Raw genomic sequence first — 25,066 nt, 5'->3', positions numbered from 1 at the left:
GAACGCTTGCTGGCGCTCTCCGGCCGTGTCGCACTGTTCTCGCATGGGCACTTCCTGCGTGTGTTGGGCGGGTGCTGGATGAACGGACAGGCCGTCACCGGAGCGCACCTTGTGCTGGAAACGGCCACGGTAAGCGTGCTGGGATTCGAGCGCGAGAATCGCGTGCTCAAGCAGTGGAATCTGCCACCTCATTGAAAAACGGAGACGGGGGCGCACACTCAAGACATGCCGCAACATGCTGACCTGCCGGCCAGGAGCTTACAAAACCCGCAAGCCCCTAATTCCTAACTCCTAACTCCTCACTTCTAGCTACTCGCTCCTCACCCCTACGCCACCACCTCGAATGGACGCATCATTTCGTTGGCTTCGTGCTCAAGCAGATGGCAATGCCATGCATAGCGACCGGCATAGCCATCGAAAGTGGCGATGATTCGAGTAACCATGCCTGGGTATACCTGCACGATGTCTTTCCAGCCTTGCTCGTGCGGCGGTGGCGGCTGCGCCGGGCCCTTGTAGCGAATCGTCTTGGAGTCCATCCAGGTATTGATGTCGAAGGGACGTCGATCGAGGATCTGGAAGCGCACCAGATGCAGGTGGATCGGATGCGTATCTTCGGTGAGGTTGACGAAGCTCCAGATCTCCGTGCTGCCCAGCCTGGGCTTTTCCGTGACCGGCTCATGCCAGCGCTTGCCATCGAGCAACATCAGCATCGGCTCGGCGACGCAATCGGCATATTCGTCCAAGGTGAGCTGGCGCGTCTTCACCGCCATGGATTCGGGCATGCGCGGCACATCGCGAAGCTTTTCCGGCAACTTGCTGGTGTCGTGCACCTGACCGTTACCGATACGGAATTGCATGAGGGGCAACGCATCGTTCATCAGCTCGATGCTCTGGCCTTTCATCGCTGCGAAGTCGATCAACAGGTCCGCCCGCTCGCCGGGCGCGAGCAGCAGATGGGTCTGTGTGACCGGCGTGGCCAGCAGGCCCTGGTCGCTACCGATTTGCATGAAAGGTAAGCGTCCGCGCAGGCTCAGGTGAAAGAAGCGGCCGTTGGCCGTATTAAGCACTCGGAATCGATAACGGCGCGGCTGCACGTCCAGGTAAGGCAATAGCGCACCGTTGACCAGCATGGCATTACCGAACACTTCCGGCACCCAGGGAGCATCGGGCTGGCCGGATACTGGGTAATACAGCTGGGCATCTTCGGTAATCATCCGATCGCATAGCACCAGTGGAATCTCCTGCTCATCCTGCGGCAGGCCCAGGGACCGCTCGTGTTTGTCGCGCAATAGCGCCATGCCGAACATTCCGGCATAGATATTCAAGCGATTGATGCCCATCGCGTGATCGTGATACCAAAGTGTGGCCGCATCCTGCTTGTTGGGATACTCATAGGTGCGTGTCTTACCCGGTACGTACCAGTCATCCGGGTAGCCGTCGCTGGAGGTTGGCGTACGGCCGCCATGCAAGTGAACAACAGCGCGCACTTCCGGCTGGTTCTTTTCCGCGCCGTGGATATGGTGATCGATCGGCAGGAAATGCTTGCCAGGCAGATCATTGGGAAACTCCACGCGCAACAGCTTGCCACTCTCGGCCTCGAGCGTGGGCCCCGGCATGCATCCACCATAGGTCCATACGCGCGTAGGCTTGAGATCGCGATGCAGGCGCTGCTCGGTCTCGCGCATGACGACCTTCAGCGTCTCGCCACGTGGCGCACGCAATACCGGTGGAATCGGCAAGGGATCGACGAAGGCTTTCAGCCGCATCGGATCGAGCATCGGCGGCAATCTCACCGGCTCGGTCGCGGCATGCTTGCACAACGAACTGCCAACCATCTTGCCTGAGGACGAATGCATATCATGCGCCAGCAGGCGCCAGGGAACCGCGCCGGCCGTGAGGCCGAACGCGGTCATCTTGAGCAACCGACGGCGCGTCAAATCCAAGACGCGCGCCGCCATGTCATGAGTGTTCCACTGCCGCTTTCGGTCATGCATCAACCCAGCTTGGTGGTGTGGCGCGAACGATGGTTCCACGCCTCGGGGGCGTTGAACGAGAACGGCCACCACCAGGGCTGTCGCGGCTGGCCAGTCTGCTCGTCCAGGATCAACTTGCGTTCGAAAATGAACGGCTGATGGAAGTCGAACATGGTATCGATCTTACCGGCAATCGCATCGAACGAGCCACCACCCAGGCGCTTGCTGCCAAGCCAGTTATCCTCGATGAAACGAGTGATCGAGCTTTGGTCGCTGAGGTTGTGATCCACATAGTTCTGCTTCGCCCACGGCGACACCACCAGCATCGGCAGGCGCGGACCGTAGCCGCAACGTCCCTGGGCATGCTTGTTGTCGGCATTGACACCCGGGAGGGTATCGCGCGCATCGCAGTTGCCGGCGCCATCGAGTGCGTCATCCGTGGTGCTGGACGCATTCACGCGCGGCGCCGGCTGGTGATCGTACCAGCCGTCGGAGTCGTCATAAGCAATAACGACGGCCGTATCTTCCCATTCGTCATGCTGCTGCAGGAAGTTGATCACGTGCACGACGAATGCCTGCTCGTCGAGCGGATCAGAATAGCCGGCATGACCATCCTGGTAGCCGGGTGCCTTGAGAAAACTCACCGCCGGCATGTTGCCGTTATCCACCGCCGCATAGAAATCATCCATATCGTACTGGTGGTTGGCCGCATCGGTGCTGCCGATCGCCGCGACCGACGTCGGACGCGCATGCGTGGGATTGGCCGTGGAGGTGTAGTACTGGAACGGCTGGTGATGCGGAATGTAGTCGGCCTTGGTGGTGTTGGTCACATCCGAATGGGTCTGCCGGCCACAACCGGTACTGCCATCCGGATTGGTCTTGGTCAGGTCGAAACCGCCCTCGAAGAAACCCCAGGTGACATGCTGCTCATTGAGCAGGTCGCCCACGTTCTTGCCGGTGAAATGCACCTGGTTGCCACTGGGCGACGAGCACACGTCGTCGATCGGGTCGGCATCGCTGATCAAGGTCAGGCCACCATTACCATCGTCCACTTCGGCACCGGTGCCGTTGAGCGTCTGGTCGATGCCATTGGTCTGGCCGGAGATCAGGTTGATCGCACCCGGCGTAGAAGGACCGAACGTCGTGCCGTAGCTATTGTCGCTCATGGCGAAATTCTGCGCGTAATTCCAGTACGCCGTGACGGTATTGCCATCGTAGTAACCCATCACCTGGCCGATGCCGTTCTGCGAGGCGCTACCGCCGGGCAGCGTCTCACCAGTACCGGTGTTCTTCGGAAACAGATCCATCTTGCCGCCGTTGAAGGCGAGCTGCTCGGCGGCGTAATCGTGATCCTGGTCAGCGGTCGCCGCTTGCGCGCGCGACAGGCGGAACGGGTTGATAGCGCCGTCGCCGTTTTCCGTATTGAGCTTGTTCGGGTTCCTGGTCAGCAACTTGGCACTGAAGCCATTAACGCCCGGCGTGAACGGCTTGGCATAGAACGCTGGTTCACCCTTGCCGTTGGCGGCAATCGGATAGGTACCGAAATAGTGATCGAACGACACGTTTTCCTGGAAGATCACGACCAGGTGCTTGATAGGCGTGGCAGTTCGGAAAGGCTGCGGGCCACGATGCCGTAACACATCGTCGGTCTGGGCAAGCACGATGGAGGCGGCAGAAGCAGTAAGCAAACAGGCGGCTAGGCAAGCGGCTAGACGATTGCGCATGGCGGGGAGTCTCCAAGTGGGTGGGTTTGCGCACGCCCCCTACGTGCGAAACTTCCCGCAGACTAAAGGCCGCAGATGACACACCCGTAACAAGCGCAAGACATGCGTTCGGACGTCCAAACGCCCAAATCGCAATATGTTACGATTCGTCCTGGCCTGACCATGCCATTTGTACCGCTTGCGCCATGACCCCAGGCCAGCGTTACTCTATAACAAAATCGCCAGGACTCAGGACAAATCTCCAGGCAGCGATCCAGACGCGCTACGCATCAGTGCACGCGATGGGAGCCCCTGACCTTTGACACTGTCCACCCCATGACCATTGACCTAGTTTGAAGGGTCATGACCACGGCCGAGTGCGCTCGCCATGGCTTGACTCAAGCACACATGACCGCCCGCGGGGGCGTCTTTTTTACGAGGGACATCTATGACCAAGCCGTTTCTGAAACCGCTCGCCTTGGCTGTCAGCGCTACGCTGGCACTGGCTGCCTGCGGCAAGCAGGAGTCGCCGACCGATCAGGCCGCACCTGCCAAGACCACCACCGCCGCCGCACCGGCCGCCACGACCAGCACCGCTACCGCGCCTGGCGCCAAAAAGAGCGTGTTCGACGTCAGTGAACTGGACAGCAACATCAACGTCTGTTCGGACTTGAACGGCTTCGTCAACTCTAAGTGGATTGCCGCCAACCCCATCCCCGACGATCGTACCCGCTGGGGTGCATTCGACCAGCTCGCCGAGAACAGCCTGAACACCCAGCACGACATTGTCGAGGCAGCCGACAAGGACGCCGACAAGGCGCAGTCTGGCTCGATCGAGCAGAAGATCGGCTGGCTGTATCGCTCGGGCATGAACGAGGATGCAATCAATAAGGCCGGCTGGCAGCCACTCAAGCCGGAACTCGACCAGATCGCTGCGCTGAAGGACAGCAAGCAACTTGCCGATTTCATCAGCAAGCAGTACGCCGAGGGCAACGGCTTCGTATTCGGCTTTGGTTCGGGCGCCGACTTCAAGGACGCCAAGATTCAGATTGCCTATGCCAACGAAGGCGGCCTGGGCCTGCCGACGAAGGACTACTACACCGATCCCAAGTACGCCGACATCCGCACGGCCTACGTGGCATACATCGCCAAGCTGCTGCAACTGACCGGTGTGTCCGAAGCCGATGCCAAGAAGCAGGCCGACGACGTCATGAAGTTCGAGACCAAGCTCGCCGCCGCGTCGCTGACCCCGACCGAAGCGCGCGACCTGAAGAATGAATACCACTTCGTGACGGTGCAGGAAGCCAACAAGGCCACCCCGCACTTCAACTGGGACAACTTCTTCAAGGACCAGGGCGTCACCATCGAAAAGGGCTTCTCGCTGTCGCAGCCGAAGTTCTTCGCCGAATTCGACAAGCAGCTGGCTACCGCCCCGATCACCACCTGGCAAGCCTATTTGCGCTTCCACGCGATCGACGATGCCGCCAACTACCTGTCGTCGGATTTCCAGGATGCCAAGTTCGCCTTCTACGGCCAGACCCTGTCCGGCCAGCCCAAGCAGAAGCCGCGCTGGAAGCGCGTGCTGGGTGCCGTCAATGGCGAGATGGGTGAAGCTCTTGGACAATTGTACGTGGCCAAGGTGTTCAAACCCGAAGCCAAGCAGCGCGCCGAGGAACTGGTCAACAACGTGCGCAACGCCCTCAAGGCACGTATCCAGAACCTCGATTGGATGAGCCAGGAAACCAAGGACAAGGCTGTTGCCAAGTGGAACACCTTCCTGCCCAAGATCGGCTACCCGGACAACTGGCGTGACTGGTCGGGCCTGAAGGTTACCCCGGACAACTTCTTTGCCAACGCGCAGGCCGCGTCGAAGTTCAACTACGACTACGACATTGCCAAGATCGGCAAGCCGACCGATCGCAAGGAGTGGGGCATGACCCCGCAGACGGTCAATGCGTACTACAACCCGACCGACAACACGATCAACTTCCCGGCCGCCATCCTGCAGCCGCCATTCTTCGACGCCAACGCCGACGACGCCATCAACTATGGCGGTATCGGTGCCGTGATCGGTCATGAAGCCAGCCACGGCTTCGACGACCAGGGTTCGCAGTTCGACGGTGAAGGCAACAACAAGGACTGGTGGACCAAGGATGACAAAGCCAAGTTCAATGCACGTACCGACAAGCTGGTGCAGCAATTCAACGACTACACCCCGCTCAAGGACAAGCCGGACCTGCACGTCAACGGCAAGCTGACCCTGGGCGAGAACATCGCCGACTTGGGTGGCCTGAACGTGGCATATGACGCGTTGCAGACCTCGCTCAAGGCCCATCCGGAAGAAGCCAACCAGAAGATCGACGGCTACACCCCGGACCAGCGCTTCTTCCTGAACTGGGCTCGCGTGTGGCGCGGCAACGTACGTGAGAAGCAGGCTGTCCTGTATCTCAACGTCGATCCGCACTCCCCTGCGTCTCTGCGCGCCATCGGCGCACCGTCGAACATGGAAGCCTTCGCTTCGGCCTTCCAGTGCAAGCCGGGCGACGCCATGGTTCGTTCGGGCGACAAGCAGGTGAAGATCTGGTAATGCCCTGACCTCAAGGTATCGAGGTAAAAAGCCCCGCTTATGCGGGGCTTTTTTTGGCCGCCAGCCATGCATGACGCCGGCCCCAGGGACTGGAGCAAGAGCTTGAAGCTTGCCGCCCCGCTTCCCTCCTTTTATCTGGCAGTTCTCGACGGCACGACCCAAGGCCCGGCACAACGCCTCGGCAGCAAATTATTATTGCAAATCATTCTCATTAAAAATAACATTCAATGAATCGTTGCCTGTCATGGATGCAAGGGAGCTCCGTCACGGCGCCAGCAACGTCCTTGAGGACCGTCCAAGCCAACCGCCCCGATCAGGTGCTTCGGCTGACGGCCCTGGTTTTCCTGCTTTAGTGAAGAGAACGATGGCTCATATCACCAGTCGCAAGCACCCCGTCACTCGCCTGCCCCAGACCGCCCTGGGCATGGCCACCGCCGCTACCCTGCTCACCGGATTGGCGCTGGTCCAGCCCGCCCTGGCCGCAGAGGGTGACGCCGCTGCGCCGGAAGTCACCACGACCAATACCAAGGACCTGCCTGGCATGCAGGTCGATGCGACGGCAGCCAGCAATTACAAGATCGACAAGGTCTCTTCGCCCAAATTTACCCAGCCGCTGCTGGATACCACGCAGACCATCCAGGTCATCGGCAAGGAACTGATCCAGGAACAAGGCGCCAGCACGCTGACCGAAGCGCTGCGCAACAGTCCGGGCGTGGGCACGTATTTCGTCGGCGAGAACGGCAGCACCACCACTGGCGACGGCATCTACATGCGTGGCTTCGATACGTCCGGCAGCATCTTCGTCGATGGCGTGCGTGACCTGGGCACCATCTCGCGCGACGTGTTCAATATCGAACAGGTCGAAGTGACCAAGGGTCCGGCCGGCACCGACAACGGCCGCACGGCGCCGACCGGTGCGGTCAACCTGGTGAGCAAACAGCCGGAACTGGACAACGCGGTCAGCGCATCCCTGTCGTACGGCAGCGCCAATCGTCGCCGTGTCACCGCCGACTGGAACCAGGTCGTCAACGATACCTCCGCCTTCCGCCTCAATGTGATGGGCCAGGACAGCGGTGTGCCCGGGCGCGATGAAATCCAGAACAATCGCTGGGGTATCGCTCCGACTTTCGCCTTCGGCCTGGGCACAGCGACACGCGTCTACATCGATTACTTGCACATCAAGCAGGACAACGTGCCCGATGGCGGCGTGCCGACGCTTGGCCTGCCGGGCTTTACCACGCCCGACCCGACCCGTCCGCAACTGAACAATGCCCGCCCGGTCGACCCGTCGAACTTCTACGGCACCACCGCCGACCATGATCGCGTCAAGCAGGACATGTTCACGGTGAAGTTGGAACACGACTTCACGCCGAACGTGGCGTTGCACAACACGCTGCGCTGGGGCCGCAGCACGCAGGATTACCTGCTGACCTCGTACATGCTTTCGGCCACCACGCTGCTGACGCCCAATATCAACGATCCGTCCACCTGGCAGATCACACGCAGCCTGCCGACGTTCAAGCACCAGAACAACAGCATCATCACCGACCAGGCCAATGTCACGGCCAATTTCGACACCGGCGCGATCACCCACAACCTGAGCACCGGCATCGAGCTGACACAGGAAAAGGCCACCACGATCGGCATCGTGCCGCTCAACGGCACGACCTGGCCGGCAGCCAATCTCTACGATCCGAACGAAAACGTCTCCGGCCTGGTCTACGGTCGCAACGGTGCTTACACCACCGGCAAGACCAACACGGCATCGGCCTACGTGTTCGACACGCTGAAGTTTGGCGAACAGTGGCAGGTCAACGCCGGCGTGCGCCTTGACCACTACAACACCGATTTCTCCAGCATGGTGGCCTGCGGTGGCCGTGGTGGCCCAGTGTGCGGCACGTTGCCACCAGGTACTGTGGTTCGCGGCCTCAATGCCAGCAAGAGCGACAACCTGGCCAACTGGAAGCTCGGCGTGCTGTACAAGCCGGCGCCGAACGGCAGCATCTACTTCAACTATGCCGTGTCGTCGGAGCCACCGGGCGGCAATACCCTGGCGCTCAGCAGCTCGGCCAACAGCGCCGATAACCCCAACCTCGATCCCCAGCGCGCGCATACGGTGGAAACCGGCACCAAGTGGGAGTTCATCGATGGCAAGCTGCTGCTGACCGGCGCGATCTATCGCACCGTGGTCAACAACGACCTCGTACAGGACCCGGTCGACCTGTTGTACTACCAGATCGGCAAGAAGCGCGTGCAGGGTGTGGAACTCTCAGCCGTCGGCAAGCTCACCGAGAACTGGGCCATCACCGCTGGCTTCACCACCATGGATGCCAAGGTCATCAACGGCACCAAGGTGACCCAGGATGGCACGGACGACCTGGCCTATACGCCCAAGAGCGCCTTCACCGCCTGGACCACATACCACCTGCCGTTCGGCCTTAACATCGGCGGTGGTGCGCGTTACACAGGAGAACTCAAGCGCGGCACGGATGGCGCCGTCGGCACGCCCGCCTATATCAACTCATACTGGGTCTTCGACGCCATGGCCTCGTATCCAGTGAACAAGCACTTCGACTTGCAGTTGAACCTCTACAACCTGTTCGACAAGACCTACGTCGGCGCCATCAACAAGAGCGGTTATCGCTACACGCCGGGAACCCCGCGTTCGGCGATGCTGACCGCGAATGTGAGGTTCTGATAACTCGGGAAACGGGAGATGGGTCGTGGGGGGCGCAAAAACCCGGCACCTGAGATAAGCCTCAATGCAACCACAGCGCTGGCTGCGTTGCCGGTTACCAACCGTGTCGTACTTGCGCCCATCTCCCATCTTCTTCCTGATAGCCTAGAATCGCGGCATGCTTCTGCATATTCCCAACGTGCTCTCCCCTGACCAGGTCGCGCGCATGCGTCAGCGCCTGGAAGCGGCCGAGTGGACGGATGGGCGCGAGACGGTCGGAGTTCAAGGCGCCAAGGTCAAGCACAACCTGCAATTGCCGGATACTTCACCGCTGCGCGAGGAACTGGCGCGCGAGGTGCTCAAGGCGTTGGCGCGGCATCCGGTCTACCATGCCGCCACCCTGCCGCTACGTACTTTGCCACCTCGCTTCAATCGCTACGAAGGCGGCGGTGAATATGGTTTCCATGTCGATGGCGCGGTGATGTCGTTGCCCAACGGCGAACAACTGCGCAGCGACATCTCGTGCACGCTGTTCCTGGCCGAACCGGACAACTACGAGGGCGGCGAGTTGGTCATCAGCGACACCTATGGCGAACATGAGGTGAAACTGCCGGCGGGCGACCTGATCGTCTACCCCTCCAGCAGCCTGCATCGTGTCATGCCTGTCACGCGTGGCGCACGCCTGGCCGCTTTCTTCTGGGTGCAGAGCCTGATCCGCGACGACAACCGTCGCCGCATGCTCTTCGAGCTCGACACCTCGATCCAGACGCTCACCCGCACCGGCGCCGATGCCAGTGCCGTACTTCAACTCACCGGCGTCTATCACAACCTGCTGCGGCAGTGGTCAGAAACCTGAGAGCAGGAGTGCGTCGAGAGGAGTTAAGGAGTCGGAGAAAACCTGCCCGGGCCCGCGGCGGTAAATCGGGGATCTTCTCTCACTCCTCTTAACTAGCTTCTCGCTTTTGCCCCAAAAGGTTCCCACCAGCCCGCCAAGGGCGGATAATCAGCGGCCCCGAAAGTCGCAAGCGTCCCCTTGATGTTCGTTCCCGGTCAACGTTGGATTTCCACTGCCGAGCCTGAGCTCGGCCTCGGTACTGTTTTGCGCGTCGAAGGGCGCGGTGTCCAGGTGCTTTTCGCCAAGGCTGGCGTGCTGCGGCCTTACGCCATCGACTCGGCACCGCTGGTACGCGCGGAATTCCGCGCCGGGCAGCGCGTGGCGGGCAAGGGCATCGCCTTCCTGGTGGAGCGGGTGGAAATCAAGGAAGACCTGCTCATCTATCGTGGCGAAGGCCGCGAATTGCATGAAGGCCAGCTCGACGACGAACAGAGCGTCAGTCAGGCCGACGATCGCCTCGTCGGTGGCCGCACAGACACCGTGGCCCAGTTCGAGCTGCGCCTGGAAGGTCTGCGTCGCCGGGCCATCGCACGCCGATCCCCTTCCTGGGGGCTTGGCGCCGCGCGTATTGGACTGGTACCGCATCAGTTGCGCGTGGCCGGTATCGCCGCGGCACGTCGCCCACCCCGGGTGCTGCTCGCCGATGAGGTGGGCCTGGGCAAGACCATCGAGGCAGGCATGATCCTGGCGCGCCAGCTGGCGACGGGTCGCGCCCAGCGCGCCCTGGTGCTGCTGCCCGATACACTGGTCTATCAGTGGTTCGTCGAATTGCTGCGCCGCTTCAATCTCAGCTTCGCCATCTATGACGAGGAGCGCTGCGAGGCATTGGACATATCCAACCCCGACAGCAATCCGTTCGAAGACGAGCAACTGGTCATTGCCGATTTCAGTTTCCTGGAACAGTCGCCCAAGCGAGCCCAGCAATTACTGGAAGCGCCTTGGGACATCCTGGTGGTCGACGAAGCCCACCACTTGGCTTGGTCGCCGGAGGCAGCCAGTCCTCGCTACGCCCTGGTGGAAAAGCTCGCTGCCGTCACACCCGGTGTGATTCTTCTGACAGCTACGCCCGAGCAGTTGGGCCGCAGTGGACATTTCGCACGCCTGCGCCTGCTGGACCCGCAGCGCTATCACGATCTGGATGCCTATCTTGCCGAAGCCGATAGTTTCCAGGCGCTGTCACCCATTACCGATGCCCTGCTCGATAGCGAGCCGCTCGATGCCGATCAACATACCCGGCTGGTCGAGATGTTCCATACCGATGCCGCGCTCTCGGCACGTCTGGCCGATACGAAGAAGCCGGAAAACGCACGCGAGATCCTTGCTGCGCTGATCGATCGCCATGGCACTGGCCGCTCCATGTTCCGCAACCGGCGTGCAGGCATTGGTGGCTTTCCCGCCCGCGTGCCAGTGTGGCATGTGCTCGATGCCGGCAACCTGAGCGACAACGCTCGGCAAGGCCTGCTCGCAGAATTCCATGCCGACATTCAGCAGCCGCCTCAGACGCTTGAGCTGGACTACGCCACTGACCCGCGCCTGGATGCGCTGGTCACGCTGCTCGACGAACATCCGCAGGACAAGTTCCTGCTGATCTGCCGCAGCCAGGCCAAGGTGCTGGCGCTGGAAGAAGCCCTGCGCACACGCAGTGGCGTCGGCCTGGCACGTTTCCACGAGGGCCTGGGCATCGTACAGCGCGATCGCAATGCCGCCTATTTTGCCCAGGCCGACGGCGCGCGCCTGCTGCTGTGCTCGGAGATTGGCTCGGAAGGTCGCAACTTCCAGTTCGCACACCGATTGGTGCTGTGGGACCTGCCGCTCGATCCGGACCTGCTCGAACAACGTATCGGCCGCCTGGACCGCATCGGCCAGAAACACGACATCAGCATCCACGTGCTTGCCGTCGCCGATAGCGCGCAACACGTGCTTGCACGCTGGTATGACCAGGGTATCGACGCGTTCCGCTTCAGCCCCTCAGATGGCCGTGAACTGCTGCGACGCTATGGGGCGTCGCTGGCACGTCTGGCCGACGAGCACGCGCGGGGCGTGGACAGTCGCGACCAGGAGCTGGATGCGCTGATCGCCGAGACCCGCGCCACCCATGAGGAAATGGCCGAATTGATCCGCTCCGGGCGCGATCACCTGCTGGAACTGGCCGCCAGTCGCGACCCCCACGCCGATGACCTGCACTCGGCATTCGTGCGCGAGGACAACGACCCGGCCCGCGATGCCTTCGTGCAACGCCTGCTGGAGCAATACGGCATCCATGCCGAGGAACTCAGCGCCCGGGTGCTGATGCTCGACCCGCAATACCTGTCCACGGATGCGCTGCCGGGTTTTGCCGAAGGTCCGGTATCGATTACCTTCGATCGCGACACTGCCCTGGCCCGCGAGGAATTGCCGCTACTTCGCCTGGATCACCCCATGGTCGCGGCGGCCCTGGACCTGGCCTTGACCGGCGAGCAAGGCAATGCTTCGTTCATGGTCGACGATGCGCTGCCGCCACGCAGTGCACTGTTGCAGGCGGTATTCCTGCTCGAATGCATCGCCGATCGCAAGCTCGACATCGAACGCTTCCTGCCGACGATGCCGATCGTGGTCACCACGGATACCCGCCTGGCCGAGCGGCCCGACTTCCAGCCAAGCGATGCGTCGGTACGCAAGGCCGCTGATCGCAACATCGAAGTGCCTCGCTATCGCAAGTTTCTCGCCAAGCTGGTGCCGCCCATGCTGGAAAAAGCCGAGGCTGCCGCCACTCAACGCGGACAAGCCTCGATCGACGAAGCGGTGGCGCTGGCAACCGATACGCTCGATGCCGATCTTGCACGCCTGTCAGCGCTCAAGGCGATCAACCCATCGATCAGCGATGCGGAAATCGCCGCCGTGACGGATGAACGCAACGCGTTGCTTGAGGTTCTTCCCACGGCCCGTTTGCGCCTGGACGCTGTGCGGTTCGTGGTCAGTCCTGATTTCCTCGCGTTGCGCTGAAGACATGTTCTGCTCTCTGGGCACAGCCGAGAGCGGAACATGGGCGCGCCGCTCGCTGTGCCTGCCATGAGGCAGCGCCGTGGGCGCTGTGAGGCGCGAGGAGGTAGAGCCTGCGCAGTGCGAGCAGGCTGCTCTTTATGCCGCGATCTTTTTCTCGTTGCCCATCAAGGCGTAGGCCAGCGATAGCAACACGATCCAGCCAGCGCCGATGTAGAGCGCCACGCGTGTCTGCGGATTGTACCCGAGCATGAATACTACGAAAGCAAAGAACGCAAGGCACAGCACACTGGTGAAAGGCCACCAGCGCAGCGGAAATGCGGTCGCTTCTTTCAACTTTCGCCGGAAACTGAAGTGTGCGATCAGCACCATGGTCCAGGTCCAGATGGTATTGAACGCCAGGATGGACATCATGGTGGAGAAGATCTCCTTCGGCAGCAAGAAGTTGAGCCATACGCCCACCATCAAGCTGGCCAACGTCGCCAGCACGCTACGCACCGGCACGCCGTGATCGCCCACGTGTGCCAGCCAACCTGGCGCGTGATGCTTGGCGGCAAGGCTCTGCAACATGCGACTGGCGCTGAAGGTCGTGCTGTTGAAGCCGGACAGGGCCGCCGTCAGCACGACGAAATGGATCAGGCCCGCTGCCTGCGAAATGCCCAGTTTGGCGAATGTCGTCACGAAAGGACTGCCCTGGGAACCTAACTGATCCCACGGGTACAGGGCCATGATGACGAAAAGGGCACCGATATAGAAAATCAGGATGCGCCATAGCACCGAGTTCACCGCGCGCGGAATCGTGCGCCCAGGATCGGCCGCTTCGGCCGCCGCCATGCCGATGGTCTCGATGCCGCCAAAGGCGAACACCACGACCGACAACGACAGCACCATGCCCATCACACCGTGCGGAAACCAGCCGCCGTGACTCCACAGGTGGCCAAGCCCGACCGGCTTGCCGCCGTTGCCCCAGCCCAGCCAGATCATCGCCGCGCCGCCGACGATCATGGCGATGACGGTGATGACCTTGATCGCGGTGAACCAGAATTCCAGCTCGCCATAGACGCGTACCGTCATCAGGTTGAGCCCGCCGATCACCACCACCGAGGCCAGCACCCAGATCCATTGGGGCCAGTCGGGGAACCAGGCTTTCATGTAGATGCCCACGGCGGTGCTTTCGGCCATGCCAACGCCCACCATCAGGATCCAGTAGTTCCATCCGGTGAGATAGCCGGCCAATGGCCCCAGGTAACGATGTGCATAGGTGGCGAACGAGCCGGCGACCGGATCATGCACGGCCATTTCGCCCAGCGCGCGCATGATGATGAAGACCATCACGCCGCCGATCATGTAGGCAAAGAGTACGGAGGGTCCGGCGATCCGGATGGCATCGGCCGAGCCGAGGAAAAGCCCAGCGCCTATGGCCATGCCCAGCGCCATGAAGGCGATATGGCGCGGACGTAGCCTGCGCTGCAGGTGATTGCTCATGGACAGATTGACCCGTTGTCAGCGCATCAGGCGACGCTTGGGCTTGATCGGCAGCTTGCCGCGCCAGTACTGCAACATCACCACGCCGCCGACCATGCCACCCAGGTGCGCGAAATGAGCCACGCCCGCCTGCGTTCCGGTCACGCCCAGGAACAGCTCCACCGCCGCATACAGGATGACGAACAACCAGGCAGGCATCGGCACCGGTAGCATGAACAGCAACACCTTTTCATGTGGGTACAGCATGCCAAAGGCCAGCAGCACGCCAAAGATCGCCCCGCTCGCACCCAGCGTGGGATAGAAGCCGTTGGGAAACAGGTACATCACTGCCAGTTGCGCGACGGCAGCGACGATCAGGCAGACAAAGTAGTAGATGGCGAACTTGCGCGCTCCCAACGTCTGCTCGATCACCCCACCGAACATGTACAGGCCAAGCATGTTGAAGAGCAGGTGTTGCCAGCCACCATGCATGAAACCATAAGTAACCACTTGCCAGACCTGGAAGCCGATGTCATAGCCTTCTGCATACTGGTGCGGCCCCAGCGGCCATAGCGCGCCGTACACCAGCAGCGGCTCCCGGAAAAAATACTGCAGCAGGAATACCACCAGATTGGCGATCAACAGGTTGCGGGTAACGGGAGGTAAATCGGGCATTGCGGTGTTCCGTGACGGTCAACCTGTCAAGACTACCGGGTGACGGCGATCCCGTCATGTTGCAGGTGCCTGCAAGTCCTTGAATCGACGGGCACGGTGTTACCTGAATGCCTCACGTACCGAATCGACTACGGATTCGGCTGCCTACGCCTGAACCTTTTGCCTCGCACGTGGCATTTACCGCCTGACGTGTCGGCCTGCCAGCGCGTCGCCCTCCCCTGTCAGAGCCGCAGAACCCAGACCATGACCGATCCGCAACGCATCCTGGTAGTCGACCACGACGCGAACTCCCGCACCCTCCTGGCTGACGAACTCAGCCGCGCCGGCTTCGTGGTCGATACGGCCACGGATGGCGGAGGCATGTGGCTGCGAATCGCCCGCGCTCAACCGGACCTGGTCATCTTCGACATGACACGCCCGGGAGACGAGGGCATGGCCCTGTGCCGACGCCTGCTGGCACATGGCCGTATTCCGTTGATCATGCTGGGCACTCCGGCAGCCGCCATAGGCCGCATCACCGGCCTGGAAATGGGCGCCGACGACTATGTGACCAAGCCATGGGATGGGCGTGAATTACTCGCTCGTGTACGCGCCCTGCTGCGCCGCGTGCGCATGCAGTCCGATGCCGCACCGATCGATGCACCTATGGTGGTTTTCGAAGGCTGGCGTCTGGATCGGCGCTGCGCGCGATTGACTTCACCGCAGGGGCTGTCCGTCAGCCTCGGCCGAACCGACCACCGTGTCCTGTGTGCCCTGCTGGACCGGGCCAATCGCGAGGTCAGTCGTGAATACCTGGTCGAGCATATCTATCACAAAGATTACCTGCCCAATGATCGGGCAATCGACATGAGCATCAGCCGCTTGCGCCGGCACCTGGAATCGGATCCTGCACAGCCGCAATTGATCCGCACCATCCGACATATCGGCTACATGCTGGCGGCGCGCGTCACGCGTGCGGCACAGGCCTGAAGAATCCATCGCTCAACGCAAAATCTTGCGCGTTTTCAGCCTCTGGCTGTCCAGCTAATCTGCGCCAGGGGAAAAACGAGGGGGCGTCCATGCGTCGATTGATGGTGGTCTTGCTGGCCGCTTTCTGCCTTGGCGCCTGCCATCACGGCGAACCAGGGCAAACTGCCGGTCCGGCTGCAGCCGCGACGGCGTTTTCGCCTGGTATCGTTGCGCGTGACCTGGCCGTGCACGTGCGTGCGCTGGCCGACATCCGCAGCAGTGGACAGGACGAAAGCCACGTCATCGACTACGTCACCGCGCAGTTCAAGCGCATCGGCCTGGAGCCCGGCAACAACGGCCAGTGGCTACAGGAAGTGCCTTACCTTGAGACCTCGTTACGCGATCCGGCGTCTATCCATTTGAGCATCGAAGGCGGTCGCGGCACCGCGCTGGATTTCGCCTATGGCGACCAGATGCTGGCGGGCTCACCGGGTAACCAGGCCCATGCCGCGCTCGATCATTCGCCGCTGGTCTTCGTCGGCTATGGCGTCGACGCGCCGGATCAGCACTGGAACGATTACGACGGGATCGACGTACGCGGCAAGACGGTGATCGTGCTCAGCAACGATCCGGGCTGGAGTGGACAGGACCCCTCGCTGTTTCGCGGACGAAACTTCACGCACTACGGGCTATGGGTCTACAAGCTTGAAGAGGCCGCACGACAAGGCGCCGCGGCGGCATTCATCGTGCACGACGATGCCTTCATGGGTTCGCCGTGGAGCAGTGTCCAAAACGCCTGGAAGCGCCCCCAGCTCAGCCTCGCTCCTGAAGCTGGCGAACCACGGCTGCCGGTGGCCGGATGGCTCAGCAAGGCGGCCGCCGAACAGTTGTTCGCTTCCGCCGGCATGGACTTCCAGCAATGGCGCCAGCGTGCCGAGCAACGCGGCTTCAAGGCGATAACCATGCCGCTGAAAGGAAGCATGAGCATCGATAGCACGGTCACTGCCAGGCATACGTTCAATATCGTGGGCAAGGTGACCGGCAGCCGCCAGCCCCAGGAAGTGGTGCTGTATTCGGCGCACTGGGATCGGGTCAGCCACGACGCCAATCCCTTGCGCCGCGCTGTCGACAGTGGTTCGGGCATGGCCGGATTGCTGGAAATCGCCGAAGCCTTTGCACATAGCGCACCCAAGCCACATCGCAGCCTGCTCTTTGTCGCCACGGCACTGGGCGATGCCGGCATGCTCGGTTCACGCTACTACGTCGAGCATCCCCTTATGCCGCTGAGCCAGACCGTCGCGGCTATCAACCTGGACACACTCCCCATCGCGGGGCCGGACCGGACCATCGCCCTGATCGGCTACGGCCAGTCCCAACTGGACGAATACCTGGAAGCAGCCGCACGGGTACATCACCGTACGGTGCTGCCCGACCAGGCGCCTGAGCGCGGCTTCTTCTTCCGCTCCGACCAGATCAATTTCGCCAATGCCGGGATACCGGTTCTCTACGCCAGCTCGTCCACCACCGCCCGCGCGCCCCGCGAGGGCGGTGACGGCTTCGACATGCGCGGCGCGATCGAAGACCTGCGCATGCTCTATATGGTTGGCGATAAACTATCCATGGAAACCAGCTTTCCGCAGTGGAAACCCGATAGCGATTTCAGGCGGCCGCAAGGTGTCGAGGCGCGCTGACGGCTGCCTGCGTTGACAGCCATGCGCAACGGGCGAAACCAGGCGGAAAAGACTGGCGTGCCATGTTGATCGGGTAACACGCATCCCGGGACTTGCAGTCTGCGGGAAAGGGAGCGGTGTCGATGACGCCGCATGTACCAGGGGAAAGGAACACATGAGTATCGAAACCATTTATCCGGACGGCCCGAAGGACGTACCGCCGACCTTCGCGCGGCCAACGGCCAGCTACCGCCAGCGTGCATGGATTGCCGTCGGCGGCCTGCTGTTATTCATCCTCGTCTATTTCGCGCTGGTGGGCTGGTTCGTCTATACCGGCATCGTGCAGGTCGCACGCGCCGGCGCAAACGCCGGCTTCGCGCCGATCTTCGTTGGCGCATGCAGCCTGTTCCTGGCATTTTTCATGATCAAGGCACTGTTCTTCATCAGGAAGGGCAGCGCCGGTGACGGCATCGAACTCAAGCGTGAAGAACAACCGCGCCTGTTCGCCTTCCTCGATCGCGTGGCCGACGAAACCGGCGCGACACGCCCGCACAAGGTCTACATATCACCGAGCGTCAACGCGGCGGTGTTCTATCACCTGTCGTTGTTCAACCTGATCTTTCCTTCGCGCAAGAACCTGGAGATCGGGCTGGGCCTGGTGAACATGCTCAACCTGGGCGAACTGAAGGCCGTGATCGCCCATGAATTCGGACACTTCGCCCAACGCACGATGGCCGTGGGACGCTGGGTGTACACGACCCAGCAGGTGGCATCGCATATCGTCGCGCGCCGCGATGCACTGGACGGGTTCCTGCGCGGCCTGTCACGCCAGGACCTGCGCGTGGCGTGGATCGGCTGGCTGCTCGGCGTCATCGTGTGGGCCTTGCGTGCGATCGTCGACTTCATTTTCCGCCTGGTGATCATCACTCAGCGTGCCTTGTCCCGCGAAATGGAAATGCAGGCCGACCGCGTCGCGGTGTCGATCAGTGGCAGCGACGCGCTCGTGCTCGCGTTGCACCGCCTGGCGGTAGCCGACGATGCATGGGATCGCACGTTGCGCTTCGTGCAGAGCGAAACCGCCGCCAAGCGTCCACCGCGAGACATGTTCGATATCCAGCATGCGCTCGCCGACAAGCTTGGCATCATCTACAACGATCCTGACTACAGCCGTCGTCCGTCGATGCCCGTTGGGGGCGGCGCCTCGTTCCGCGTATTCGAGACCGAACTGGCGCAGCCTCCGCGCATGTGGTCGACGCATCCGATGAACCACGAGCGCGAGGCCAATGCCAAGAGCACTTACCTGTTCGCGCCGGCCGACGAACGCAGCGGCTGGCTGATCTTCGATCAACCGCAAGCTCTGCGCGAACGCATGACACAGTCGATCGTCGGAGAAACCGAGGCCGCCATCGTCGATACCAGCGAAACGCTGCGCCAGCTCGACAGTCATTTCGAGGTCGAGCATCTCAAGGCTCGGTATCGCGGTCTTTACCTGGGCTTTTCGCCGGTTCGCCATGTGGCGCGTCCGAATGAGCTGTATGAGACGATCGCCATCACCGAACCGATCCAGATCGAATCGCTCTATCCGCAAAGCCTCGGTGATGAGTTGGAGCGACTGCGCTCGCTGGAGCGCGAACACGCCCTGCTCTGCTCGTTGCGCGACCGCATCTACGATGCGCCCGATGGCGTCATTCGCCATCGCGGCAGCATCCTCAAACGCTCGCAGTTGCCCGCCGCCATCACGCTGGTCGACCAGGAACGCAAGCAGGTTCGTGAAAGTCTGCATGCTGCGCTCAAGCGTATTCGCAGCCTGCATCTGTCAGCGGCGACCCGTATTTCACCGGCTTGGCGCAACTATCTGGAAGGTCTCATACAGACGCTGCACTACGCCGAGCATGCATTGACCAATGTTCGCGATGCCCAGGCGAGCCTATGGCGTAACTGGCGCCAGGCCACGTCGCGAGGCAGCATCAGCGAAAAGGCAGTGCGCAACATCCTGGCCTGCGCAAGCGACGTGCATCGCGCGCTCAGCCAAGTGTTCGAGCATGCATCGACGGTCAAGCCCGGCAGTGTGCTGCTGGAAGAACTCGGCCATGCAACCTGGCAGGGCCTGATGGGCGAGTATGGCCTCAACGCGCCCGTCCGCGCCAACATCAACGACTGGCTGCGCCTGGTCGATGGCTGGGTCGAACACGCAGCCCGGCGCCTGTCCGCGCTGCGCGACAGCGCCCTCGATGAACTACTGGTCACGGAAGCCAAAATCGCCGCGGCCACGCAAGATGTATTTCCTGGCCAGGCGCCCGAGCACGTGCCAAGCATGCCGGTGGAATACCACACCGTAGTCGTCGGGGCCGAACGTGGACAGCACGGGCGCAACGCTGATTTCTGGGAGAAGTTCCAGAGTGCGACCGGCTTTTTCCCCGGTCTGGCTCGTGGTGTCGCCGCGCTGACGATCATCGGCGGCGTGCTGGCATGCGCCTGGTTTGTCGGACGATCGCAACTGACGATCTACAACGGCCTGGCGCGCGATGTCGTGGTGCGTATTGATGGCCAGGACGTCGCCTTGCCCCCAGGCAGACACCAGCAGATAACCATTGCGGGCTCGGGAGACGTGCCCGTCAATACGCGCACATCCGACCACGAACCGGTGGAAGACTTCGTCGGCCATGTGTCGCCGGGTCAATCTTCGTTGGTGTACACGGTGGCTGCCGCCATGCCGCTGCACCGCTGGACCGCCAGCTACGGCTCCGCATTCCAGGGGCCCGATAACGTGATGACTCCGCAGCGCTGGCAGTCGGCCAATGCCGATTACCTGTTCGAAACACCACCGGACCACATCTCCAGCAAGACCGGCAGCGGAACGCGCAGCGTGATCGGTGCCTTCTCCGACGCGACGCCGGAGGAGTTGGTCGGAGTCGTCGACGACAAGGCATCCGCGCAGGCCATGCTGCTGGCTCATGCCCGTTTCGACGCACCCGATTCGCCATTCCTCGCCAACTGGATGAACATGGCCCAGGATCAGGATGGCTTTGGCCAGGCGCTATCGGCCAGGCTCACGCACTACCCCAACGACGTCACCGCCCTGCGCGCCGAGCAGGACTCCACCTTGGGCGCGGCTCACGATGAGGTATGTGCCCGCCATCGTGCCCATGCACAGGCGGCGCCCGATCAGCCGGACCTGGCCTATCTGGCCACGCGCTGCCTCCCCTCGGGCGCCGCTCGTGACCAGGCCTTTCTGGATGGCTATCGCCGTTGGCCGCAATCGGCATGGTTTGCCATGGCCGCCGGTGCCACCGAGGCAGAACAACAACACTACAGCGAAGCATTGGCCGCGGAGAAAGCAGCCACCGCCAGCAACCCGGTGCTGCGAACCAACGCCGCCACCGAGGTGCTGCGCCTTGAGCGCATTGCCGACCGCGCCCTTGCCACCACGCACGCGATCGAGATGGCCAAGGATTCGCCGTACGTGGAGAACGCCATCGCCTATGAGCCGTTTTCGCCGACACCCAAGGGACCGCAGCGTGCGATCCAGATGATCGGCGAGGGCGACCTGACTGGGGCAGTCAACACGGCGGCTCATTCGCCTCTCAGCGCCCATGTGCTGCGCATGGCGGCCGCCTCGGTCGGTGCGCCCGCCGACCTGCGGGCACAGGCGCAGGCACTGCCAGCCGAGGCAGGTGTCGACCCGCAGACCTTGTGGATCGCCCTGGCCGAAGGAAGCAATCCGGACACGCCCAAGATCAAGGCGCTCATGAGCCAGTTCGACCACAGTTCGCTGGCCTCCATCGAGATACCGCAGAACATGCAGCGATTCCTGGCGCTATGCCGCGCCGGCCGCCTGGAAGACGCTGACAGGGCCCTGGCCGGCTTTCCGCTGTTCCAGCGCGCCCAGGCCTATGCAGCGAGTGTGTTCATTCTTGGCAATCGCACACCGGACAACTGGCGCCAGTTGGCTGGGCGCGCCTTGTTCGTCAGCGAGCGTCCCTACATGGGCATGTAAACACCACGGTCCTCGGGGCACTTATGCCCCGAGGACACGTCTTTCGGCCATGTAGCGCCCCGGCGACGTACCCAGAGCCTTGCGAAACATGGTTACGAAGCTGCCCGCACTTTCATAGCCAAGGCCATCGGCAACCTGTTGCACCGACGATCCGCCGGCCAGCCATTCCACCGCCAGCATCAGATGAAGCTGCTGGCGCCAGCGGCCGAAACTCATGCCCGTCTCCTGCACCAGCAATCGGGCCAGCGTACGCTCGCTGACTCCCACGCGCCGCGCCCACGCCTGCATGGTGCCGCGATCGGCCGGGTTGGCCATGATCATTTGCACGATCCGGCGCAGTCGCGCATCGGTCGGCATGGGCAGATGCAGGTTCCCGGTCGGCGCCAACGCCAGTTCGTCCAGCAGCAGCGCGACCAGATGCGACTCCAGGCCATCGTCGGGATAGAGCAAAGGCAGGCTGGCCGAACGAATCAACAACTCGCGCAGCAACGGCGTGGTGGAAATCGCGCAACAGGCCGATGGCAGACGGGCCGTGAATGCCGGATCGATGAACACCACATAGCATTCGATCATGCCCGTGGCCCTGACCTTGTGCATGACGCCACCCGGTATCCAGATCGCACTCTGGGCCGGCGCGATCCATAAACCGCCTTCCAGTTCGCACGTAAACACGCCCCGCATCGGAAACAGCAACTGAGCCTTGCGGTGGCGATGAAAGTCGGCCTCCTTGCGACGATGAAAATCGGCTTCGCGCTGATCCAGCGTGGCCGAATCGATGCCGATGGCGGCGAAGGTCACCACGGTACGCGGCACCTGATCCGGATCGACCCACTCGATCGGATCGGAGCTTTCGTGGAGGACGGGCATGGCGGTCGATCCGTTCTGGAGGCACATTGGCTCGATTGGCGGGATTTCCGCATATGTTGGCAATATTTGCCAATGCCGCCAGGACCGGAGCTACCTACGATGCCGGGACGGCACGCGGATATCCCCGCCGCCGCCTGATCCCGGAGTCAAATGCAATGGATTCACTCAGCAGCGGGCGCGTCGCCCAAACCCTGCATCACCTGTTTGACCAAGCCGAGCAAGCCGACCGGTCGCTCATGGATTCCTTCAGCCATGCAGAAGATTCCGAAGCCTTCATCGCCGACATCATCAGCACGCATCTGGCCGAAGAGCGCCGTGACATCCGCGGCCTGTACCACCGTCACGTCGATCATTTCCTCAATGTCGCCCCCGAGTATGGACGCTTTCTCTATCAGTGCGCGCGCGCACGCAAGGCGACGCGCATCGTCGAGTTCGGCACCTCCATGGGCATCTCGACCATTTTCCTGGCAGCGGCCCTGCGCGACATGGGTGGCGGCCTGCTGATCGGTACCGAACTCGAACCGACCAAGGCAGCGCGCGCACGCGCCAACCTGGAAGCAGCAGGCCTTGCCGATCTCGTGGAGATTCGCGTCGGCGACGCACGCGAAACGCTTGTCGATGTCGGCGGCGAGGTGGACCTGGTATTGCTCGATGGTGCATTCAGCCTCTATCTGCCCATACTGAAACTGCTTGAGCCCCACCTCAAAACCGGCACGCCCGTGCTGGCGGAAAACGCGTTCGACCACGACAACGAATACCTGATCTACGTCCGCGATCCCGCCAACGGCTATCTATCGCAGCCATTGGCCATCAACGCCGGTCGTGGCAACGAATTCAGCGTGGTGACGCGATGACGGTACAAGGTGCCAGTACCCCTTCCACACGACCACAAGGACGCCTGAGTCGCGCCCTGATCCGCATGCTGATGAAGCAGGCGTCCATCGTGGCGGTCGACGACATCGCAGCGGACTTCCGCCTCCTCACGCTCACCAGCCCTCAATTCATGGGGCTGTCGTGGGCTCCCGGTCAGAAGATTCAGGTAGCGATGGGATCGGCATTTGCCGCACGCACGTTCACGCCGATCGAATGGAATGCCGTCACCGGGCAAACCCGCATCCTGGGCTACGTGCACGGTGAGGGCCCCGGTGGCGCGTGGATTCGTGATGCCAGCCCCGGTGATACCTGTGACGTATTCGGCCCACGTGCGTCACTCGATGCCGGTCGTGCCAGCAAGCTCGTGGTGCTCGGTGATGAAACCTCGATCGGCCTTGCTTATGCACTGACACATCGCACGCCCGGCGCTGCCGTCCCCTGCCTGTTCGAGGTCAATCACGCTGGCCGATCCGGTGAAGTGCTAGCCAGGCTTGGCATGACCAAAGGTAAACTTTTCGAGCGCAAGCACGACGACACTCACCTTCTCGACATCGAACAGTGCCTGCCCTCGTTGGCCACGGGTGAAGCCACATTCGTCCTGACCGGCAAGGCCGCCACCATCCAGCGCTTGCGCCGCGCCCTCAAGACGCTGGGCGTACCCTCCTCGCGCTTGCTGGCCAAGCCCTATTGGGCGCCAGGAAAAACGGGCCTGGATTGATTGTCGCATAGTGCGTGCGCCCCCAACTTAGGCCCGCAGCTTGAGCACTTGGACCATCCAGGACTCCTTAGGCACTCACATTCTCATGCGCAAGACGCAGCTCGATGGAGACCAAAACGCTTAACAGGACTGATGTTCCGGCCTCCAAATCGGACTTTCGCTTACGAAGCTATCCATTAGCGAATTCGTACGCAAACCGCTGACCTTGGCAACGAGCACCCATCAAATAACGACATAGTCACCTCCATCACGTGTGATCGAGTCATCCTTGACCTCAAGGTCATGGACCACATCGATATCCAAATCAGCATCCACGCTTGCCAAGCTCTTAATTAAACTTGCAGACACATAAAAACCTCCAGGCGAATCCGAAGAAGAATAATAACCGACAATTTCGGATGAAAATTTTATGTCGTGAGTCAATCTGATATCGGATGCGACTTTCTTCAACGAATCAACAACTCTCAGCAGAGCATCTTCCGGGAATTCGTTTTCAACCGGGAAGATTTCTGATCGCCAATAAATAGCCCTGGCGCCATTTGCAATGGCCGCAGCGGGCACGTGTCGTCGCGTAACCATGTCGCCCTTGATGCCATGCAACGAGCACCTACTCTGCAATTCGGCCAGATCATCCTCTGAGGCTTCCGCCCTTACGTATACTTCAAATCTCATGGTCACTTCCATCTGCAATAGGTGTTTCCCCAAAAAACCAACACGTTGCCCTGGTAGTTCCCGCGTCGACTCGTGCTTACCACGGTGCTGTGAGCTTTCAGGAAAGCTCCCTGCCGTCGTTGGTCAACTGGCTACTCTGATCAGAACGAACGATCACGCCTGGATCGAGACGAAGCAATCATCTCATTGACCATCACGGCCCAGGCGACTCCCTCACTTCAGGGAATTGGACCGCCCAGATTTTTGTAGACACTCACGAGCCGCTTTGCGCATAGCGCCGTTCAAACTCTACCGGTGACAGGTCGCCGGCGAAACTGTGCCGGCGAATCGGGTTGTAGAACATCTCGATGTAATCGAATACGTCCGAG

The 25,066-nt window shown here is 61.6% G+C and carries 18 protein-coding genes; 11 read left to right on the top strand and 7 right to left on the bottom strand.

Annotated features, from left to right (window positions below; translation table 11 throughout):
* The coding region (locus tag VF436_RS18665; RefSeq protein ID WP_330905551.1) for a histidine phosphatase family protein at window positions 1–195 on the top strand (195 nt) is incomplete at its 5' end.
* Window positions 196–326: 131 nt separating this feature from the next.
* On the opposite strand, the gene VF436_RS18660 is transcribed toward VF436_RS18665, so the two are convergent.
* Complete coding sequence (locus VF436_RS18660; RefSeq protein WP_330905550.1) at window positions 327–1,958, bottom strand: multicopper oxidase family protein; 1,632 nt, start codon at window positions 1,956–1,958, stop codon at window positions 327–329.
* A gap of 35 nt (window positions 1,959–1,993) precedes the next feature.
* Window positions 1,994–3,697 (bottom strand): alkaline phosphatase family protein, encoded by a 1,704-nt coding sequence (locus VF436_RS18655; protein ID WP_330905549.1) that lies wholly within the window; start codon window positions 3,695–3,697, stop codon window positions 1,994–1,996.
* A gap of 427 nt (window positions 3,698–4,124) precedes the next feature.
* Here VF436_RS18655 and VF436_RS18650 point away from each other — a divergent pair, with 427 nt between their 5' ends.
* The 5 genes from VF436_RS18650 (at window position 4,125) to rapA (ending at window position 12,817) form a co-directional block, all read left to right on the top strand.
* Window positions 4,125–6,263 carry a M13 family metallopeptidase gene (locus VF436_RS18650; RefSeq protein WP_330905548.1) on the top strand — a complete coding sequence of 713 codons (2,139 nt, stop codon included), beginning with the start codon at window positions 4,125–4,127 and terminating at the stop codon, window positions 6,261–6,263.
* A gap of 102 nt (window positions 6,264–6,365) precedes the next feature.
* Complete coding sequence (locus tag VF436_RS18645; protein ID WP_330905547.1) at window positions 6,366–6,494, top strand: hypothetical protein; 129 nt, start codon at window positions 6,366–6,368, stop codon at window positions 6,492–6,494.
* 133 nt (window positions 6,495–6,627) lie between these two features.
* Entirely contained in the window at window positions 6,628–8,961 is a 2,334-nt protein-coding gene (locus tag VF436_RS18640; protein WP_330905546.1) for a catecholate siderophore receptor Fiu, read from the top strand.
* Between the two features lie 157 nt (window positions 8,962–9,118).
* Window positions 9,119–9,796, top strand: a complete 678-nt coding sequence (locus VF436_RS18635; protein ID WP_330905545.1) for a Fe2+-dependent dioxygenase — start codon at window positions 9,119–9,121, stop codon at window positions 9,794–9,796.
* A gap of 180 nt (window positions 9,797–9,976) precedes the next feature.
* Window positions 9,977–12,817, top strand: coding sequence for an RNA polymerase-associated protein RapA (gene rapA, locus VF436_RS18630; protein WP_330905544.1), 2,841 nt, complete (start codon window positions 9,977–9,979; stop codon window positions 12,815–12,817).
* A 135-nt stretch (window positions 12,818–12,952) separates the two neighbouring features.
* Here the strand turns inward: rapA and VF436_RS18625 are convergent, their stop codons facing one another.
* Together VF436_RS18625 and VF436_RS18620 are read right to left on the bottom strand one after the other, a co-directional pair.
* Window positions 12,953–14,299: an amino acid permease gene (locus VF436_RS18625; RefSeq protein WP_330905543.1), complete on the bottom strand. Its 1,347-nt coding sequence runs from the start codon at window positions 14,297–14,299 to the stop codon at window positions 12,953–12,955.
* 18 nt (window positions 14,300–14,317) lie between these two features.
* Window positions 14,318–14,953, bottom strand: a complete 636-nt coding sequence (locus VF436_RS18620) for a rhomboid family intramembrane serine protease (RefSeq protein ID WP_330905542.1) — start codon at window positions 14,951–14,953, stop codon at window positions 14,318–14,320.
* A gap of 243 nt (window positions 14,954–15,196) precedes the next feature.
* Between VF436_RS18620 and VF436_RS18615 the strand changes: the two genes are divergently transcribed.
* The 3 genes from VF436_RS18615 (at window position 15,197) to VF436_RS18605 (ending at window position 21,568) form a co-directional block, all read left to right on the top strand.
* Window positions 15,197–15,922: a response regulator transcription factor gene (locus VF436_RS18615; protein ID WP_330905541.1), complete on the top strand. Its 726-nt coding sequence runs from the start codon at window positions 15,197–15,199 to the stop codon at window positions 15,920–15,922.
* Window positions 15,923–16,011: 89 nt separating this feature from the next.
* Window positions 16,012–17,592: a M28 family peptidase gene (locus tag VF436_RS18610; protein ID WP_330905540.1), complete on the top strand. Its 1,581-nt coding sequence runs from the start codon at window positions 16,012–16,014 to the stop codon at window positions 17,590–17,592.
* A gap of 154 nt (window positions 17,593–17,746) precedes the next feature.
* Window positions 17,747–21,568 (top strand): M48 family metallopeptidase, encoded by a 3,822-nt coding sequence (locus VF436_RS18605; protein ID WP_330905539.1) that lies wholly within the window; start codon window positions 17,747–17,749, stop codon window positions 21,566–21,568.
* 21 nt (window positions 21,569–21,589) lie between these two features.
* Here VF436_RS18605 and VF436_RS18600 read toward each other — a convergent pair whose 3' ends face one another.
* On the bottom strand, window positions 21,590–22,435 hold the full coding sequence (locus tag VF436_RS18600) for a helix-turn-helix transcriptional regulator (RefSeq protein ID WP_330905538.1): 846 nt from the start codon (window positions 22,433–22,435) through the stop codon (window positions 21,590–21,592).
* Between the two features lie 53 nt (window positions 22,436–22,488).
* Between VF436_RS18600 and VF436_RS18595 the strand changes: the two genes are divergently transcribed.
* Window positions 22,489–23,289 carry an O-methyltransferase gene (locus VF436_RS18595; protein ID WP_330905537.1) on the top strand — a complete coding sequence of 267 codons (801 nt, stop codon included), beginning with the start codon at window positions 22,489–22,491 and terminating at the stop codon, window positions 23,287–23,289.
* Window positions 23,286–24,026 carry a siderophore-interacting protein gene (locus VF436_RS18590; protein WP_330905536.1) on the top strand — a complete coding sequence of 247 codons (741 nt, stop codon included), beginning with the start codon at window positions 23,286–23,288 and terminating at the stop codon, window positions 24,024–24,026. Before VF436_RS18595 ends, VF436_RS18590 begins: the two co-directional genes overlap by 4 nt.
* A gap of 222 nt (window positions 24,027–24,248) precedes the next feature.
* On the opposite strand, the gene VF436_RS18585 is transcribed toward VF436_RS18590, so the two are convergent.
* Both VF436_RS18585 and VF436_RS18580 read right to left on the bottom strand, forming a co-directional pair.
* On the bottom strand, window positions 24,249–24,698 hold the full coding sequence (locus VF436_RS18585; RefSeq protein WP_330905535.1) for a hypothetical protein: 450 nt from the start codon (window positions 24,696–24,698) through the stop codon (window positions 24,249–24,251).
* A gap of 253 nt (window positions 24,699–24,951) precedes the next feature.
* A partial coding sequence (locus VF436_RS18580; RefSeq protein ID WP_330905534.1) for an IS3 family transposase occupies window positions 24,952–25,066 on the bottom strand: 115 nt, incomplete at its 5' end.

The organism is Dyella sp., from assembly GCF_036384435.1.
Taxonomy (GTDB): Bacteria; Pseudomonadota; Gammaproteobacteria; order Xanthomonadales; family Rhodanobacteraceae; genus GSA-30.
The sequence above is the reverse complement of the archived record's forward strand: the minus strand, read 5'-3'. Positions and strand labels throughout refer to the sequence as shown.

Coding starts and splice junctions, on each gene's coding strand:
- VF436_RS18660 (WP_330905550.1), bottom strand. CDS start 1,958: ATGGCGGCGCGCGTCTTGGATTTGACGCGCCGTCGGTTGCTCAAGATG.
- VF436_RS18655 (WP_330905549.1), bottom strand. CDS start 3,697: ATGCGCAATCGTCTAGCCGCTTGCCTAGCCGCCTGTTTGCTTACTGCT.
- VF436_RS18650 (WP_330905548.1), top strand. CDS start 4,125: ATGACCAAGCCGTTTCTGAAACCGCTCGCCTTGGCTGTCAGCGCTACG.
- VF436_RS18640 (WP_330905546.1), top strand. CDS start 6,628: ATGGCTCATATCACCAGTCGCAAGCACCCCGTCACTCGCCTGCCCCAG.
- VF436_RS18635 (WP_330905545.1), top strand. CDS start 9,119: ATGCTTCTGCATATTCCCAACGTGCTCTCCCCTGACCAGGTCGCGCGC.
- rapA (WP_330905544.1), top strand. CDS start 9,977: ATGTTCGTTCCCGGTCAACGTTGGATTTCCACTGCCGAGCCTGAGCTC.
- VF436_RS18625 (WP_330905543.1), bottom strand. CDS start 14,299: ATGAGCAATCACCTGCAGCGCAGGCTACGTCCGCGCCATATCGCCTTC.
- VF436_RS18620 (WP_330905542.1), bottom strand. CDS start 14,953: ATGCCCGATTTACCTCCCGTTACCCGCAACCTGTTGATCGCCAATCTG.
- VF436_RS18615 (WP_330905541.1), top strand. CDS start 15,197: ATGACCGATCCGCAACGCATCCTGGTAGTCGACCACGACGCGAACTCC.
- VF436_RS18610 (WP_330905540.1), top strand. CDS start 16,012: ATGCGTCGATTGATGGTGGTCTTGCTGGCCGCTTTCTGCCTTGGCGCC.
- VF436_RS18605 (WP_330905539.1), top strand. CDS start 17,747: ATGAGTATCGAAACCATTTATCCGGACGGCCCGAAGGACGTACCGCCG.
- VF436_RS18600 (WP_330905538.1), bottom strand. CDS start 22,435: ATGCCCGTCCTCCACGAAAGCTCCGATCCGATCGAGTGGGTCGATCCG.
- VF436_RS18595 (WP_330905537.1), top strand. CDS start 22,489: ATGTTGGCAATATTTGCCAATGCCGCCAGGACCGGAGCTACCTACGAT.
- VF436_RS18590 (WP_330905536.1), top strand. CDS start 23,286: ATGACGGTACAAGGTGCCAGTACCCCTTCCACACGACCACAAGGACGC.
- VF436_RS18585 (WP_330905535.1), bottom strand. CDS start 24,698: ATGAGATTTGAAGTATACGTAAGGGCGGAAGCCTCAGAGGATGATCTG.